The organism is Pseudomonas sp. 7SR1 (assembly GCF_900156465.1).
Lineage (GTDB): Bacteria > Pseudomonadota > Gammaproteobacteria > Pseudomonadales > Pseudomonadaceae > Aquipseudomonas.
In genome coordinates, this window is record NZ_LT707064.1 from 6,074,742 (window position 1) to 6,090,201 (window position 15,460).

Annotated in this window: 17 protein-coding genes and 1 riboswitch; of the genes, 13 read left to right on the top strand and 4 right to left on the bottom strand. The window is 62.8% G+C overall.

The genetic code is table 11. From position 1 onward, the window contains the following. The first annotated feature begins 22 nt into the window (after window positions 1-22). Window positions 23-844 carry an HDOD domain-containing protein gene (locus tag BW992_RS26655; RefSeq protein WP_072398685.1) on the top strand — a complete coding sequence of 274 codons (822 nt, stop codon included), beginning with the start codon at window positions 23-25 and terminating at the stop codon, window positions 842-844. An 85-nt stretch (window positions 845-929) separates the two neighbouring features. On the opposite strand, the gene BW992_RS26660 is transcribed toward BW992_RS26655, so the two are convergent. Together BW992_RS26660 and BW992_RS26665 are read right to left on the bottom strand one after the other, a co-directional pair. Then, entirely contained in the window at window positions 930-2,321 is a 1,392-nt protein-coding gene (locus BW992_RS26660; protein WP_072398684.1) for a sensor histidine kinase, read from the bottom strand. Continuing rightward, entirely contained in the window at window positions 2,314-2,985 is a 672-nt protein-coding gene (locus BW992_RS26665) for a response regulator (RefSeq protein ID WP_072398683.1), read from the bottom strand. Before BW992_RS26665 ends, BW992_RS26660 begins: the two co-directional genes overlap by 8 nt. Window positions 2,986-3,217: 232 nt before the next feature. On the opposite strand from BW992_RS26665, the gene BW992_RS26670 reads away from it, so the two are divergent. The 5 genes from BW992_RS26670 (at window position 3,218) to BW992_RS26690 (ending at window position 7,523) form a co-directional block, all read left to right on the top strand. Beyond that, the gene (locus tag BW992_RS26670; protein ID WP_072431919.1) at window positions 3,218-3,403 is read left to right on the top strand and encodes a hypothetical protein; all 186 of its coding nucleotides are present in this window, start codon (window positions 3,218-3,220) and stop codon (window positions 3,401-3,403) included. Window positions 3,404-3,482: 79 nt separating this feature from the next. Continuing rightward, window positions 3,483-4,460 carry a Bug family tripartite tricarboxylate transporter substrate binding protein gene (locus BW992_RS26675; protein ID WP_072398681.1) on the top strand — a complete coding sequence of 326 codons (978 nt, stop codon included), beginning with the start codon at window positions 3,483-3,485 and terminating at the stop codon, window positions 4,458-4,460. A 55-nt stretch (window positions 4,461-4,515) separates the two neighbouring features. Continuing rightward, on the top strand, window positions 4,516-4,977 hold the full coding sequence (locus BW992_RS26680) for a tripartite tricarboxylate transporter TctB family protein (RefSeq protein WP_072398680.1): 462 nt from the start codon (window positions 4,516-4,518) through the stop codon (window positions 4,975-4,977). A gap of 1 nt (window position 4,978) precedes the next feature. Beyond that, window positions 4,979-6,493 carry a tripartite tricarboxylate transporter permease gene (locus tag BW992_RS26685; protein ID WP_072398679.1) on the top strand — a complete coding sequence of 505 codons (1,515 nt, stop codon included), beginning with the start codon at window positions 4,979-4,981 and terminating at the stop codon, window positions 6,491-6,493. Next, window positions 6,486-7,523 carry an AbrB family transcriptional regulator gene (locus BW992_RS26690; RefSeq protein ID WP_072431918.1) on the top strand — a complete coding sequence of 346 codons (1,038 nt, stop codon included), beginning with the start codon at window positions 6,486-6,488 and terminating at the stop codon, window positions 7,521-7,523. Before BW992_RS26685 ends, BW992_RS26690 begins: the two co-directional genes overlap by 8 nt. Before the next feature lie 83 nt (window positions 7,524-7,606). On the opposite strand, the gene ung is transcribed toward BW992_RS26690, so the two are convergent. After that, window positions 7,607-8,302, bottom strand: coding sequence for a uracil-DNA glycosylase (ung, locus tag BW992_RS26695; protein WP_165887909.1), 696 nt, complete (start codon window positions 8,300-8,302; stop codon window positions 7,607-7,609). Window positions 8,303-8,442: 140 nt separating this feature from the next. Here ung and BW992_RS26700 point away from each other — a divergent pair, with 140 nt between their 5' ends. Further along, window positions 8,443-9,555 (top strand): enoyl-CoA hydratase/isomerase family protein, encoded by a 1,113-nt coding sequence (locus tag BW992_RS26700; RefSeq protein ID WP_076407304.1) that lies wholly within the window; start codon window positions 8,443-8,445, stop codon window positions 9,553-9,555. Between the two features lie 62 nt (window positions 9,556-9,617). On the opposite strand, the gene BW992_RS26705 is transcribed toward BW992_RS26700, so the two are convergent. Next, window positions 9,618-10,010 (bottom strand): hypothetical protein, encoded by a 393-nt coding sequence (locus BW992_RS26705; protein ID WP_072398675.1) that lies wholly within the window; start codon window positions 10,008-10,010, stop codon window positions 9,618-9,620. A gap of 305 nt (window positions 10,011-10,315) precedes the next feature. Beyond that, window positions 10,316-10,417, top strand: a riboswitch (guanidine-I (ykkC/yxkD leader). Between the two features lie 60 nt (window positions 10,418-10,477). Between BW992_RS26705 and BW992_RS26710 the strand changes: the two genes are divergently transcribed. The 6 genes from BW992_RS26710 to BW992_RS26735 form a co-directional block, all read left to right on the top strand. After that, the gene (locus BW992_RS26710; RefSeq protein ID WP_072431915.1) at window positions 10,478-11,545 is read left to right on the top strand and encodes a putative urea ABC transporter substrate-binding protein; all 1,068 of its coding nucleotides are present in this window, start codon (window positions 10,478-10,480) and stop codon (window positions 11,543-11,545) included. Window positions 11,546-11,559: 14 nt separating this feature from the next. Next, the gene (locus BW992_RS26715) at window positions 11,560-12,375 is read left to right on the top strand and encodes an ABC transporter permease (RefSeq protein WP_072398673.1); all 816 of its coding nucleotides are present in this window, start codon (window positions 11,560-11,562) and stop codon (window positions 12,373-12,375) included. Next, window positions 12,372-13,160 (top strand): ABC transporter ATP-binding protein, encoded by a 789-nt coding sequence (locus BW992_RS26720; protein WP_072459288.1) that lies wholly within the window; start codon window positions 12,372-12,374, stop codon window positions 13,158-13,160. The genes BW992_RS26715 and BW992_RS26720 overlap by 4 nt, the downstream gene beginning before the upstream one ends. A gap of 14 nt (window positions 13,161-13,174) precedes the next feature. After that, window positions 13,175-13,900, top strand: a complete 726-nt coding sequence (locus BW992_RS26725; RefSeq protein ID WP_072398671.1) for an urea amidolyase associated protein UAAP1 — start codon at window positions 13,175-13,177, stop codon at window positions 13,898-13,900. A gap of 11 nt (window positions 13,901-13,911) precedes the next feature. Further along, the gene (locus BW992_RS26730; protein ID WP_072431914.1) at window positions 13,912-14,553 is read left to right on the top strand and encodes an urea amidolyase associated protein UAAP2; all 642 of its coding nucleotides are present in this window, start codon (window positions 13,912-13,914) and stop codon (window positions 14,551-14,553) included. Window positions 14,554-14,766: 213 nt separating this feature from the next. Further along, a partial coding sequence (locus BW992_RS26735; protein ID WP_331717118.1) for a biotin carboxylase N-terminal domain-containing protein occupies window positions 14,767-15,460 on the top strand: 694 nt, incomplete at its 3' end.

The following is a 15,460-nucleotide window of genomic DNA, read 5'->3' on the forward strand; positions in this document are numbered from 1 at the left end:
CGCAACACCCTAGAGAACCGAAATGAGCGATTTGGCGGATAAGGTCCTGCGGGATTTGGTGGAGGCCATCGATAACGATGACCTGGTTCTGCCGACATTACCGGAAGTGGCCCTGCAGATTCGCCGGGCCGCGGAAGACCCGGAGATCAGCGTCAGCAACCTGAGCAAGGTGATCGGCCGCGATACGGCGCTTTCGGCGCGCCTGATAAAAGTGGTCAACAGCCCGCTGCTGCGCGCCACCCAGGAAGTCACCGACCTGCACACTGCCATCACCCGCCTGGGCGTCAACTACAGCAGCAACCTGGCCATCGGCCTGGTCATGGAGCAGATCTTCCACGCCCGCTCCGAGGTGGTGGAACAGAAGATGCGCGAGGTCTGGCGAAAAAGCCTGGAGATCGCTGGCATCAGCTATGCGCTGTGCCGTGGCTACACGCAACTCAAGCCCGACCAGGCCGCGCTGGGTGGCCTGGTGCACCAGATCGGCGTGCTGCCGATCCTGACCTATGCCGAAGACCATAACGAATTGCTGTCGGACCCCATCAGCCTCAGTCATGTGATCGACACGATCCACCCGGTGCTGGGTGACAAGCTGCTCAGCGTCTGGGAGTTCCCGGAGCGATTGGTGAAGCTGCCAGGCCTGTACCTGGATTTCAGCCGAGAGTCGAAGCAGCTCGATTATGTCGACCTGGTACAGGTCGCGGCGCTGTACTGCTACAAGGACACCGATCATCCCCTCGGCAGGATCGATGTGTTCAGGGTCCCGGCCTTCAAGAAGCTGGGCATCGACCCGGACAACAAGGACCGTTGCGCGGACATCGAAGAAGCGCGATCGATGTTCTACTGATCGAGCCCATGCCTCCCTCCAACTGACTTCAAGCCGCCTGTGGCGAGGGCATATATTCCTTCGCCGCCACAGTATCTGCCTTTCGTCAATCCGAGCCCGGGATAAAGCTCACCCGCACCTTCAACCCGCCTTCCTGTCCGTCGTGCAGGCTGATCTGGGCCAGGTGGGCACGGCAGATTTCCCCGACGATCGCCAACCCCAGGCCGGAACCGGCGACTTGCTGGTTGCGTCGATAGAAGCGCTCGAAGACACGATCGCGCTCGTGCAGCGGAATACCGGGACCGTCATCCTCGACCTCCAGCACCGCCGGCGCAGTGACCCGCAGGATCACATTGCCGCCCGACGGTGTATGGGCCAGGGCGTTATCCACAAGATTGCTCAACAGCTCGTTCAACAACGTCGGCTCACCCCGCAGCCACACCGGCTCGTCCGCCTCCAGGGCCAAGGCCACGCCACGGGCATGAGCCAACGGCGCCATGGCCATGCCCAGTTCCCGGGCCAACTGACTGAGATCCAACAGCTGCGCGCCACCTTCGGCAATGGCCCGGGCACCGTTCTCCACCCGGGCCAGGGACAGCAACTGGTTGGCCAGGTGAGTCAGGCGGTCGGTGCCCTGGGCCGCGGTTTCCAGGGTTTCCCTCCAGGTCGCCGGCTCATTGGCACGCAAGCCCAGCTCAAGCCGTGCCTTGAGCGCAGCCAGGGGCGTTCGCAGCTCATGAGCGGCATCGGCGATGAACTGCGCCTGCCGTTCGAATTGCCCGCGCAGGCGCTCGGTGAAATGGTTCAGAGCCCTCACCAATGGCCATAATTCGTGCTGCACCTCCACCAGGGGCAACGGGCGCAGGTCGTCCGACTGACGCTCCTCCACCGCCGTGCGCAAGCGCTCCAGCGGGCGCAACGCGGCGCTGACCGCAAACCACACCAGCAACAACGCGCCCACGGCCAGCATGCCCAGGCGCAACAGCGTATCGGCCATCAGGCTGCGAGCCATCCTGACCCGAGCTTCTTCGGTCTCCGCCACGCGGATCTCCGCCATGCCGTTCATGTTCGGCTCACTCACGGCCTTGAGCAGGCTCACCACTCGCACGGTCTGACCCTGATAGTTGGCGTTGTAAAAGCGTGCCAGGGCCGGGTAATCGTCCGTGCGGGGCGTACCGGGTGGCGGGCCTGGAAGATTTTCGTAGCCGGAAATCAGCTTCTGGTTGATGTCGTTGACCTGATAGTAGATGCGTCCCGCGCTGTCGTAGGCGAAGGTGTCCAGGGCCACATAAGGCACATCGGCGCTTAGACTGCCGTCACGCTGGGACAGGCCGGCAGCGATGGTCCGGGCCGAGGCCAAGAGGGTCCGGTCATAGGCGGTATCCGCCGCTTCGCGGCCGTTCCAGTAGGCGCTCAGGCCGCTGGCCAGCATCAGCACCACCAACAGCAACGCCAGGTTACGCAGTAGCCGCCAGCGCAGGCTGTCAGGCTTATGCATCGCGGGTTTCCAGCAGGTAGCCCAGGCCTCTGAAGGTCACGATTGCCACGGCATGCCCATCGAGCTTCTTGCGCAGGCGATGAATGTAGATTTCGATGGCATCGGGGCTGGCTTCTTCATCCAGGCCGAACACCTGGGCCGCCAGTTGCTCCTTGCTCATCACCCGCCCCGGCCGAGCGATCAAGGCCTCCAGCACCGCTTGCTCGCGGGAGGTGAGGGTCAGCAGTTCCTCGTCGAGGGTGAAGCGGCGGGTATCCAGGTCATAGACCAATGCCCCGCAACGCTGCTGGCGTTCGCCACCCAATACGCTACGGCGCAACAGGGCCTTGACCCGTGCTTCGAGTTCGGTGAGTTCGAACGGCTTGGCCAGGTAATCGTCGGCGCCCAGATTCAGGCCATGGACCCGGTCCTTCACATCGCTGCGAGCGGTCAGCATCAATACCGGCAGGGTCTTGCCCCTGGCCCGCAGGCGCGCCAGCACTTCAAAGCCGTCCATGCGCGGCAGCCCTACGTCCAGGATGGCCACGGCATATTCCTCGCTGCTCAACGCCAGGTCGGCGGCTACCCCGTCGTGCAGCACATCCACGGTCAGACCGGTGCTCTTGAGCGCCTGGGCCACGCTTTCGGCGAGCTGAAGATGGTCTTCGACGAGCAGAACACGCATGGGTATTTCCTCGATTCAGGGACAGTCGGCGCCATTCACTGGCGCGGAGTTTACAGCCGCATCCGGTGCTGTGAAGCCAAAAAACATCTTGAAAGCTTTTGAAAGGTTAGCGAAAGGTTGGGCCGATAGAGTCTTGCAAGGATAGTTTCGGCTGTCCGCAGCCAACACGATGAACGAAAAACGCCTCGAAGCGTTTTCGCCCGAATAAGAACAATAAAGCGGAGTATTCACCATGCTCTCCATGCAGCTCCAGGCCCCAGTGCCTGCCCGCCCTTCCCGTTCCAATCCGATTGCCCTGGCCGGCGTCGAGTCCATGACTCTGCCGAAGCCGGCGTACATCTATGGCCAACTCACCATGTCCCATGACTTCGATGGATCGGGGATGGCAAGGCCGAGCGTCATGAACGACTGCATGTAACGAACCCGCTGACCGGCTCCGCTCCGGACCCGGCAACGCCAGATTTGCACACACAACAACAACTCCTGTGGAGACCGTAATGAGCCCATCACTGCGTAAAATCGCTCTCGCCGCCGGTTGCCTGGTATTCGCCGGGCAACTGCTCGCCGAACCCAAGCGCCCCGAATGCATCGCCCCGGCCTCCCCTGGCGGTGGCTTCGACCTGACCTGCAAGCTGGCGCAGAGTGCGCTGGTCAATGAGAAATTGCTGACCAAGCCGATGCGCGTCACCTACATGCCGGGCGGTGTTGGCGCGGTGGCCTACAACGCAGTAGTCGCCCAGCGCCCCGCCGATGCCGGTACGCTGGTGGCCTGGTCCAGCGGTTCGCTGCTGAACCTGGCCCAGGGCAAATTCGGTCGCTTCGATGAAAGCGCCGTGCGCTGGCTGGCCGCTGTCGGCACCAGCTATGGCGCCATCGCGGTGAAAAGCGATTCGCCCTACAAGACCCTGGACGATCTGGTCCAGGCCCTGAAGAAAGATCCGGGCTCGGTGGTCATCGGTTCCGGCGGCACCGTGGGCAGCCAGGACTGGATGCAGACGGCCCTGATCGCCAAGGCCGCCGGCATCAACCCTCGCGACCTGCGCTACGTGGCACTCGAAGGCGGCGGCGAGATCGCCACGGCCCTGCTGGGCGGACACATCCAGGTCGGCAGTACCGACATTTCCGACTCCATGCCGCACATCCAGAGCGGTGACATGCGTCTGCTGGCGGTGTTCGCCGAGAAGCGCATCGATGAGCCAGAAATGAAGGAAATCCCCACCGCTCGCGAACAGGGCTACGACATCGTCTGGCCAGTGGTTCGCGGCTTCTACCTCGGGCCAAAGGTCAGCGACGAAGACTACGCCTGGTGGAAAGAGGCGTTCGACAAGCTGCTGGCTTCGCAGGAGTTCGCCAAGCTGCGTGACCAGCGCGAGCTGTTCCCGTTTGCCATGACCGGTCCGGAGCTGGACACCTACGTGAAGAAACAAGTGGCTGATTACAAGGTGCTGGCCAAAGAGTTCGGCCTGATCCAGTAACCGTCTCTGTTCACGTGGCGGCGCCGGCATCACCGGCGCCGCCCAGGAGTTAGTCATGCTCACCATCCAACGAATTTTTGCTGCGGTGCTACTGCTGGTCTGCATCGGCCTCGCGCTGATGGCCTGGCCGTATCAGGCAGCGTTTTCCTACGAGCCTGTCGGCCCGCGCGCCTTTCCCCTGCTGATGCTGGGGCTGATGGGCGCGGCATTGCTGTACATGGTGTTCCGTCCGGCCCCCATCGTGCACAGCGATGAAGACCGGCAGCTGGACCGTGAAACCCTGAAGAAGATCGGCATCTGCGTGGCGCTGCTGCTGATATTCGCCGGCACCTTCGAGCCCCTGGGCTTCATCCTCGCCAGTGTCCTGACCGGCGTACCAATGGCCCGCCTGTATGGCGGTCGCTGGATCCCGAGCGTGGTGATCATCAGCCTGATGGCCATTGGTCTTTATCTATTGTTCGACAAGTTGATGGACGTTCCCCTGCCCCTGGGCCTGCTCGACGTCCTGGAGAACTGATATGGATACCCTGAATTATCTTGGCCAGGGTTTCGGCGTTGCCATGACGCCCTATAACCTCGTCACCGCACTGACCGGTACCCTGATCGGCACCGTGGTTGGCCTGTTGCCGGGCCTGGGCCCGATCAATGGCGTGGCGCTGCTGATCCCCATCGCCTTCGCCCTGGGCCTGCCGCCTGAATCGGCACTGATCCTGCTGGCCGCGGTGTATCTGGGTTGCGAATACGGCGGGCGCATCAGCTCGATCCTGCTCAATATTCCCGGTGAAGCGTCCACCGTGATGACTACCCTCGACGGCTATCCGATGGCACGCCAGGGCCTGGCCGGGGTGGCATTGTCCCTGTCGGCATGGAGCTCGTTCATCGGCGCCTTCATCGCCACCTGCGGCATGGTGCTCTTTGCGCCCTTGCTGGCCAAATGGGCGATTGCCTTCGGACCGGCGGAATATTTTGTCCTGATGGTCTTCGCCATTGTCTGCCTCGGAGGCATGGCGGGCGACCGGCCGCTCAAGACGTTCATTGCAGCGTTGATCGGCCTGTTCCTGTCGGCAGTCGGGATCGATGCCAACAGTGGTGTGTACCGTTTCACCGGTGACAACGTTCATCTGGCCGACGGCATTCAGTTCGTCGTACTGGTCCTGGGCCTGTTCTCCATCAGTGAAATCCTGTTGATGCTGGAAAAGACTCATCACGGCCAGGAAGCGGTGAAAGCCACCGGGCGGATGATGTTCAACTTCAAGGAAGCGGCATCGGTCTTCATCGTGAACCTGCGTTGCGGCGTGCTCGGCTTCATCATGGGCGTGCTGCCAGGAGCCGGTGCCACCCTGGCCAGCGCCGTGGCCTACATGACTGAAAAACGCATCGCTGGCGCCAGTGGTACGTTCGGCCAAGGAGACAAGCGCGGTCTCGCCGCCCCGGAAACGGCCATCGGCGGTGCCGCCTGCGGTGCACTGGTGCCGATGCTGACCCTTGGCGTGCCTGGTTCGGGTACCACGGCAGTGATGATCGGCGCGTTGTCGCTGTACAACATCACCCCGGGTCCACTGTTGTTCCAGCAGCAGCCGGACATTGTCTGGGGCCTGATCGCGTCGCTGTTCATCGCCAACATCATGCTGGTGATCCTCAACATCCCGATGATCCGTGTCTTCACTCGCATCCTGGCCGTGCCGAACTGGGCCCTGGTACCGGTGATCGCAATCATCACCGGCATCGGCGTCTACGCGGTGCACGCCACCACGTTCGACCTGTTCCTGATGATTGGCATCGGTATCTTCGGCTACATCCTGCGCAAGCTGGACTTCCCACTGTCGCCAGTGCTGCTGGGCTTCATCCTCGGCGGCCTGATGGAACAGAACCTGCGTCGTGCGTTGTCGATCTCCAACGGCGGGCTGGAAATCCTCTGGTCGAGCCCGATCGCCTTCGGCTGCTGGGTACTGACGGCTATCATGCTGTTCATGCCACTGCTACGGATCTGGCGCCGTCGCGCCGCACAACGTCGCGCCCTGGCCAATGTCTGAAGCGACTTTCAGACAATGGTGGGGAACACCGCTGGTCGGCCTGGCCGGCGGTTACCTGGCCAGCCTGATCGGCTGGCCCCTGCCGTGGATGGTCGGCTCGTTGCTGGCGATCATCCTGGTGCGTTGCCTGACCCCATGGCAATTGGCGGAAATTCCCGGCGGCCGCAAATGCGGCCAATGGGTGGTGGGCATCGGCATCGGCCTGCACTTCACGCCAGTGGTGATGGAACAGGTCCTGAGTCATTTCGGCCTGATTTTTTTCGGCGCGCTGATCACCAGCGTGTCCAGCGTGGTGAGTGTCTGGCTGATGCGCCGCACCGGCGAAGACCGCGCCACCGCCTTTTTTTCCAGCATGCCGGGCGGCTCCGGTGAGATGGTCAACCTCGGCGCGCGCAATGGCGCGGACCTGAGTCGTGTCGCTGCGGGCCAGAGCCTGCGGGTCCTGGTGGTGGTGCTGTGCGTACCGGCCGCGTTCAAGTATTTGCTGGGCCAAGGCGCCCCGGTGCAGCACGCCACCACCGTGGACTGGCTGTGGCTGGCCATCCTGTTCCCCGCCGGCGCCCTGCTCGCCTGGATCTGGGAGCGCCTGCGTCAACCCAACCCATGGTTGTTCGGCCCTCTGCTGGTGAGCGCGGTGGTGAGTGTCGCCTGGGACCTGCACATCAGCCTGCCCCATGGCGGCAGCCAGATCGGCCAATGGCTGATCGGCAGTGGCCTGGGCTGCCACTTCAACCGGCAGTTTTTCCGCCGGGCGCCATCCTTCATGGGACGCACGCTGGTGGGCACCGTGTTGACGATGCTGATCGCCACCCTGGCGGCCCTGGGCCTGAGCACGTTGACGCATCTGGACCTGCGCTCGCTGACACTGGGCATGATGCCCGGCGGTATCGCGGAGATGAGCCTGACGGCAGAGACCCTGCAGCTGTCGGTGCCGCTGGTGACGGCATTGCAGGTGATGCGTTTGTTGTTCGTGCTGTTCCTGGCGGAACCGTTGTTCAGGTACTGGATGCGCAAGCCGGCCTCAAGTTGATGACCGTTTGCCCCCATCGCGAGCAGGCTCGCTCTCACAAGCCACACAGGTGAGAGCGGGCCTGCTCGCGAGGGGCTTGCGCATCAAAGCGGCGGCAATCGCCAATCGATCGGCGTATCACCATGCTGTTCGAGGAACTTGTTGGCCCGGCTGAAATGCCCGCACCCCAGGAAACCCCGGTAAGCCGACAACGGCGATGGATGGACCGAAGTCAGCACCAGGTGCTTGGTGGCGTCGATCAGCTTCTGCTTGCTCTGCGCATGAGCGCCCCATAGCAGGAAGACCAGGTGCGGCTGATGCTCGCTGACCACCTCGATGACCCGATCGGTAAAATGTTGCCAGCCCTTGCCCGCGTGGGAGTTGGCGTTGGCACGTTCCACGGTCATGGTGGTGTTGAGCAGCAACACCCCCTGATCGGCCCAGCTTTGCAGGTAGCCATGGTTGGGGATATCGATGTTCAGGTCACGTTTCAATTCCTTGAAGATGTTCACCAGCGATGGCGGCGCCGGCACGCCCGGCTGTACCGAAAAACACAGGCCATGGGCCTGGCCCGGGCCGTGATACGGGTCCTGGCCGAGGATCACCACCTTGACCTTGTCCAGGGGCGTGGAATTGAGGGCATTGAAAATCAGCGAAGCCGGTGGATAGATCTGCTTGCCGGCTGCGTACTCCTGGCGCAGGAATTCGCGCAACTGCGCCATGTAGGGTTGGTCGAACTCGGCACGCAGTGCCTGCTTCCAGCTCGGCTCGAGTTTGATACGGTCGTCGGCAGTCATGATTGCACCCGATAAAAACAATGGGCGCACCCTAGGAAAGCCCACAAGGCTTGTCAATTGATCCGACATGGCTTCGGCGTTTGATCCGGCATTTTCCCACGCAGCAGTCATACTGATCATTCAAATTTCTGATCGAGGTCACGATGAACCTGCACTTCGAAGAGCTCATTGGCATCGACGGCGCCCGTATCGGCATCGCCACCCTGGATGCCGAAAAATCCCTGAACGCCTTGTCCCTGCCCATGATCAACGCCCTGCGTGATCGTCTCGATGCCTGGGCCAGGGAACCGCAAGTGGTTTGTGTATTGCTGCGGGGCAACGGCGCCAAGGCATTCTGTGCCGGCGGTGAAGTACGCAGCCTGGTGGAAGCCTGCCGTGCCCACCCTGGTGAAGTACCGCCATTGGCAGCACAGTTTTTCGCGGCTGAATACCGACTGGACTTCAACCTGCATACCTATCCCAAACCCTTGATCTGCTGGGGCCACGGCTATGTACTCGGTGGCGGGATGGGCCTGCTGCAAGGTGCAAGCACGCGGATCGTCACGCCCAGCAGTCGCCTGGCCATGCCGGAAATCAGCATCGGCCTGTACCCGGACGTCGGCGCCAGTTGGTTCCTGTCTCGCCTGCCGGGCAAGCTTGGCCTGTTCCTCGGCCTGACCGGCGCCCACATGAATGCCAGGGACGCCATCGACCTGGGCCTAGCCGACCGTTTCCTGCTCGACGAACAACAGGACGATCTGATCGAAGGCCTGTTGCAGCTCAACTGGCAGGAACAGACCGACATGCAGCTCAACAGCCTGCTCAAGGCCCTGCAGCAAGAGGCCTTCGATCGACTGCCCGAAGCCCAATGGCTGCCGCGTCGGCAGAAAATCGACGAATGGCTGGATGTCAGCGACGTGCGTTGCGCCTGGAAAGCCTTGAACCTGCTGGTGGAAGACCAGGACCCGTTGATTGCCCGGGCCGCCCGGACCATGACCGAAGGCTCACCCCTGACCGCCTGCCTGGTATGGGAGCAGATCGCCCGGGCCCGGCATCTGTCCCTGGCCGGTGTGTTCCGCATGGAATACACCATGAGCCTCAATTGCTGCCGGCATCCGGAATTCAGCGAGGGCGTGCGCGCGCGGCTGATCGACAAGGACCACAAGCCCCGCTGGCACTGGCCGGACATCAACCACGTACCCGAGGCCGCGGTGGAGGCACATTTCCACAAGGCCTGGGAAGGCCGACACCCGTTGGCGGACTTGCCCAACGAATAGAATGGTTTCTGCCAGGCACAAAAAAAGCGGCGCTCGATGCGCCGCTTTTCATGGTCTGCCGATCAGCGGTGGTAGCCTCGTCCATCATGATCGCGCCGTCCTCGATGATCACGTCCGTCTCGGTGACGACGGTTGTCATCCCAACCGCCCCGATCGCGGCCATCCCAGCCGCCCCGATGCGGATAAGGCCGATAGGCCGCCCGCGGTGGCGAATAATAGCGAGGGCCGTGTTGATAGTAGCGCGGTGCCGAATAGTAGCGTGGCGCCGGTTGGTAATACCGCGGGGCGTAGTAGCCACGCGGAGCCGAATAGTAATAGCTTCCGCCGCTGTAATAAGCCGGCGCCGGTGAGGTGTAGACCTCGGAGCGGTAATAGCTGGAGTCTGCGTCGTAGTAAGGCGCGCAGGCCGAGAGAGTCAATCCGAGAAACGCAGTGAGCAGCAGTCGTCGATACATGGCGGCCTCCTGGACCGCGAATGGGCCGCATCAGCGACGCTGATGGGCGGCAGTCAACTATTGGGTGACTGACGATAAATCAGACAGTGAAATCGGAATCTGGTGCGACGCCGCAACAACTCGAAACATGTAGCTTTTTGCCTCATTGCGGTGCGCCCCGGCACCACAACCAAGCACTCATCAAGCGCTTCACAGCATCTTTCCAAGTCCGATCTCTCTGGCTCGGGCCTTTTGCCGACTTGGCACGGCTCTCGCTTAAACAATCCCCGTGCAGGAGTCATCACAGGTTCGCGGCACCACAATTTGCAATGGCTGACTAGGGTTCCGGCTCGCCTCTGGCGAGTGGCTGGTCCGAGAGTTGGCGACCTCCAGTTGAGGTTACACGGCGGGAAAAAAGCCCGGGAGACAAGCCACCGTTCACGGTGCCGCGTTGCTCCTGTCCGCCCTTGATCAACTGGAGAACCCCCATGTTCAAGCTTCGTCTGTCCTCTCTGCTTCTCGCCGCCTTCGCGGCCCTCGCCAGCCTTTCGTCCACCGCCGCGCAGAAAGACCACTTCAGCGTTTGCTGGACCATCTATGCCGGCTGGATGCCTTGGGAATATGCCGGTAGCCAGGGCATCGTCGACAAATGGGCGAAGAAGTACGGCATCAAGATCGATGTCGTGCAGCTCAACGACTACGTCGAATCCATCAACCAGTACACCGCCGGTCAGTTCGATGGCTGCACCATGACGAACATGGATGCCCTGACCATTCCCGCGGCCGGTGGCGTGGACAGCACCGCCCTGATCGTCAGTGACTTCTCCAACGGCAACGACGGCGTCGTCATCAAGGGCGAAGGCAAGAAAGTGACGGACCTCAAGGGCATGGACGTGAACCTGGTGGAGCTGTCGGTCTCGCACTACCTGTTGGCCCGGGCCCTGGACTCGGTTGGCCTGACCGAAAAAGACCTGAAGGTCGTCAACACCTCCGACGCCGACATCTCCGCCGCGTTCAACACCGAACAGGTCAAGGCCATCACTACCTGGAACCCGATGCTCTCGGACATCAAGGCCCAGCCTGGGGTGAGCGAAGTGTTCAACTCCAGCCAGATCCCCGGCGAGATCATGGACATGATGGTGGTCAACACCCAGACCCTCCAGGACAACCCGGCCCTGGGCAAGGCATTGACCGGCGCCTGGTTCGAGGTGGTGGCGCTGATGAATGCGAAAAACGCAGCCAGCAAGGCGGCGCTGGAGCACATGGCGAAAGCCTCGGGCACCGACCTGGCGGGTTTCCAGGCGCAGCTGGACACCACCAGGCTGTTCGCCACGCCCCAGGAAGCGCTCGGCTTCGCCACCAGCGGGCAACTGCCCGACACGCAGCGCAAGGTGGCGGACTTCTCGTTCCGCCACGGTCTGCTGGGCGAAGGCGCCAAGAACGCCGACGCGGTCGGCATGGCATTCGCCAACGGCGTGATCCTTGGCGACAAGGCCAACCTCAAGCTGCGCTTCGATCCCACCTACGTACAGCTGGCCGCCGACGCCAAGCTGTAACCGGAGGACCTGGCATGCGCCTGATCAACCGCTACCCGGACCGCCCCAGCCGCTTGTTGCTGGTGATCCTGCCCTTCGCGCTGGTGTTGTTCGCCTATTTCACTGGCTCGGCCGAACGGTTGACGGACAACCCCAACGACAAGCTGCTCCCCAGCGCGACACAGATGAGCGACGCGGTGAAACGCCTGGCTTTCACCGCCGATGCTCGCAGCGGCGATTACCTGCTCTGGCAGGACACCGCGTCGAGCCTGCGCCGGCTGGCCATCGGCCTGGGCATCAGTGCCCTGGCCGGGCTCTGCCTGGGGATCGCCGCCGGCACGCTGCCACTGCTGGGCGCGCCGCTGTCGCCCTTGCTCACCGTGGTCTCGATGGTGCCGCCGTTGGCCATCCTGCCGATCCTGTTCATTGTCTTCGGCCTTGGGGAGTTGTCGAAGGTGATGCTCATTGTCATCGGCGTCACACCATGCCTGGCCCGGGACCTGGAACAGCGCGCCCGGGAAATTCCCCGTGAACTGCTGATCAAGGCCCAGACCCTCGGTGCGTCCACCTGGACCCTGATCCTGCGCGTGGTCCTGCCACAGCTATTGCCGCGGCTGTTGATTTCCCTGCGGCTGATGCTGGGTTCGGCCTGGCTGTTCCTGATCGCCGCCGAAGCCATCGCCTCCACCGATGGCCTGGGCTATCGGATTTTCCTCGTGCGTCGTTACCTGGCGATGGACGTGATCCTGCCATACGTGGTGTGGATCACCTTGCTCGCCTGGCTGATGGACTGGGGTCTCAAGCGCCTGACTCGCCAAGCGTTCCCCTGGTATGAAGGGGCGAAGGCATGAGCTTCATCACGGTGAACAATGTCTGGCAACAGTATGCCGATCAGGTGGTGCTCGAACGCTTGAACCTGAGTGTCGCCGAGGGCGAGTTCTGCACCCTGGTGGGCGCGTCGGGTTGCGGCAAATCGACCTTCCTCAGGTTATTGCTGGGCCAGGAACAGGCCAGTCGCGGACAGATCCTGCTGGATGGCGAGCCCTTGGCGGGCGAGCCGGATGCCAGCCGGGGCGTGGTGTTCCAGCGCTATTCGGTATTCCCGCACCTGACGGCGCTGGACAATGTGGCCCTGGGCCTGGAGCTGCCACGCTCGCCGGTGCTGGGGCGTCTGTTCGGTAGCGCCAAGCGCCAGGCCCAGGAAGAAGCCGCGCGATTGCTGGACAAAGTCGGCCTCGGCCAGGCCCTGGATAAATACCCGGCGCAGCTCTCCGGCGGCATGCAGCAACGGCTGGCGATTGCCCAGGCGTTGATCATGCGACCGCGCGTCCTGCTCCTGGATGAACCCTTCGGCGCCCTCGATCCCGGCATTCGCAAAGACATGCATGCCCTGCTGCTGGCGCTTTGGCGCGAGACCCGCCTGACCGTGTTCATGGTCACCCACGACCTGTCCGAAGGTTTCAGCCTCGGCACGCGCCTGCTGGTATTCGACAAGGTGCGAGTCGACCCCCACGCCCCGGGCGCCTACGGCGCGCGCATCACCTACGACATCCCATTGAACAGCGATCGACGCACCGCCCATGCCGCCGTCGAGGCAGCGTCCGCCGGCCTGGCCGGTGCGTTGCGTATCGCTTGAAAAGGAGCTTTTACATGACCGATTCGATCCAACTGTTTCCACCCTTCGCCGAAGAACTGCTGCCCGGCGGCGGCCATCGCTCGTTCGTGCTCAAGCGTGGCCAGTTGCTGCGCCTGACCGATTTGCGCGGCGGGGCCAACGTGAGCATGACGCTGCTCAATGCCAACGAGAAAACCGAACGCCTGAACCTGCCGGACAGCCTCAAGTGCCAGCACACCGCCAAGCTCACCGCCGGTCATTGCCTGTACTCGGACATGGGTCGGGTGCTGGCGGCGATCACCGCTGACACCTGCGGCTGGAGCGACAGCCTGGGAGGCGTGCTCTGCGCCGAGGAAGTCGCCGAGAAATACGGCCAGGGTCGGTACCAGGAACTGCGCAACGGCTTCTTTCGCAACGGCACCGACAACCTGCTGGTGGAACTGGGCAAATGGGGGCTGGGCCTGTCCGACCTGCTGATGACCCTCAACCTGTTCAGCCGTGTCGATGTCGACGAGGCCGGGCAGTTTCATTTCGTCGAGGGCAACTCCAGGGCTGGCGATTTCATCGAGCTGTACGCCCCGATGGACACCCTGGTGGTGCTGACCGCGTTGCAACACCCGATGGACCCGAATCCGCAATACGCCCCGCAACCGGTCAAGCTCAGCTGGATGAATGCCAATGCCAGCGTCGCCGAGCACTGCCGTCATTCGCGCCCGGAAAACCAGCGCGGCTTCATCAACACCGACCGCCTGTTCGCCTGAGGATCGCAGACATGTCATTCGCCATCAGCACCGCACACAAGCAACCCGACACCGCCCTCTATCGCGCCACGATTCCCGCCGGCGAACCCTGGCTGACAGAGGTCAAGGCGGGCCAGACCCTGCGCATTCTCGACCTGGAAGGCAACCAGGCAGTCGACACGCTGTTCTACAGCCTGGCCAACCCCAAGGAACGCTATGACGTGCAACGCACCCTGCGCCGGCAGAACAATGTCTACCTGAGTACCGGCAGCGTGCTGTATTCCAACCTCGGCCGTCCGATGCTGACCATCATCGAAGACACCTGCGGGCGCCACGACACCCTCGGCGGCGCTTGTGCCCAGGAAAGCAACACCGTGCGCTACGCCCTGGAGAAGCGCTACATGCACAGCTGCCGGGACAACTATCTGCGGGCCTGTGCCCACGACGGTCGCCTGGGCAAGGGCGACATCGGCCCTAACATCAACTTTTTCATGAACGTGCCGGTCACCGCCGACGGCGGCCTGAGCTTCGAAGATGGCATTTCGGCACCGGGCAAATACGTCGACCTGCGGGCGGAAATGGACGTGATCGTACTGATTTCCAACTGCCCGCAACTGAACAACCCGTGCAACGCCTACAACCCCACGCCTGCGGAGCTTTTGATATGGAACTGAAATTCGCGCGCCTGCGCCGTTGGCTGTTCATGCTGTGCCAGAGCCGTGCGGGGCAGTGCATCAAATAAACAGGATATTTATGAAACACCACCCATCCCCTGGGGGAATCTGGGCTTTGGTTTCGCTCACGGGGACGACCCCGTAGGCCATCGACAACTGCGGGACGGCCCGCATCCCGGTTCAGGCAGCACCCATGCCTGAGGGGGCAATGCCATGTTCGAAAAAATCCTCATCGCCAACCGTGGCGCCATCGCCTGCCGCATCCTGCGTACCTTGCACCAGATGCAGGTCAAGGGCGTCGCGGTGTACTCCCAAGCCGACGCCGCCAGCCTGCACATCCTCCAGGCCGATGAAGCCCATTGCCTGGGCGACGGCGCCGCGGCCGGCACCTACCTGGCGCTGGACAAACTCCTGGAAGTCGCCCGAAGCAGCGGTGCGACGGCGATTCATCCCGGCTACGGTTTTCTCTCGGAGAACGCCGCTTTCGCCGAAGCCTGCGAGGCCGCCGGCATTGCCTTCATCGGCCCGACGCCGGAGCAACTGCGGGTGTTCGGCCTCAAGCACACCGCTCGCGCCCTGGCCCGACAGCACGACGTGCCGTTGCTCGAAGGCACCGAGCTGCTCGACAGTGTCGAGGCGGCACTGCTGGCCGGCGCCCAAGTCGGCTATCCGGTGATGCTGAAAAGCACGGCGGGCGGCGGCGGCATCGGCATGCGGGTGTGCCGCAGCGCCACCGAGTTGAGCGAATCCTTCGAAGCGGTCAAGCGCCTCGGGCAGAACAATTTCAGCGACGCCGGTGTGTTCATCGAGAAGTACATCGAACGGGCCCGGCACCTTGAGGTTCAAGTGTTCGGCGACGGCCAGGGCCAGGTGCTCGCCCTGGGGGTGCGCGACTGCTCGGTACAAC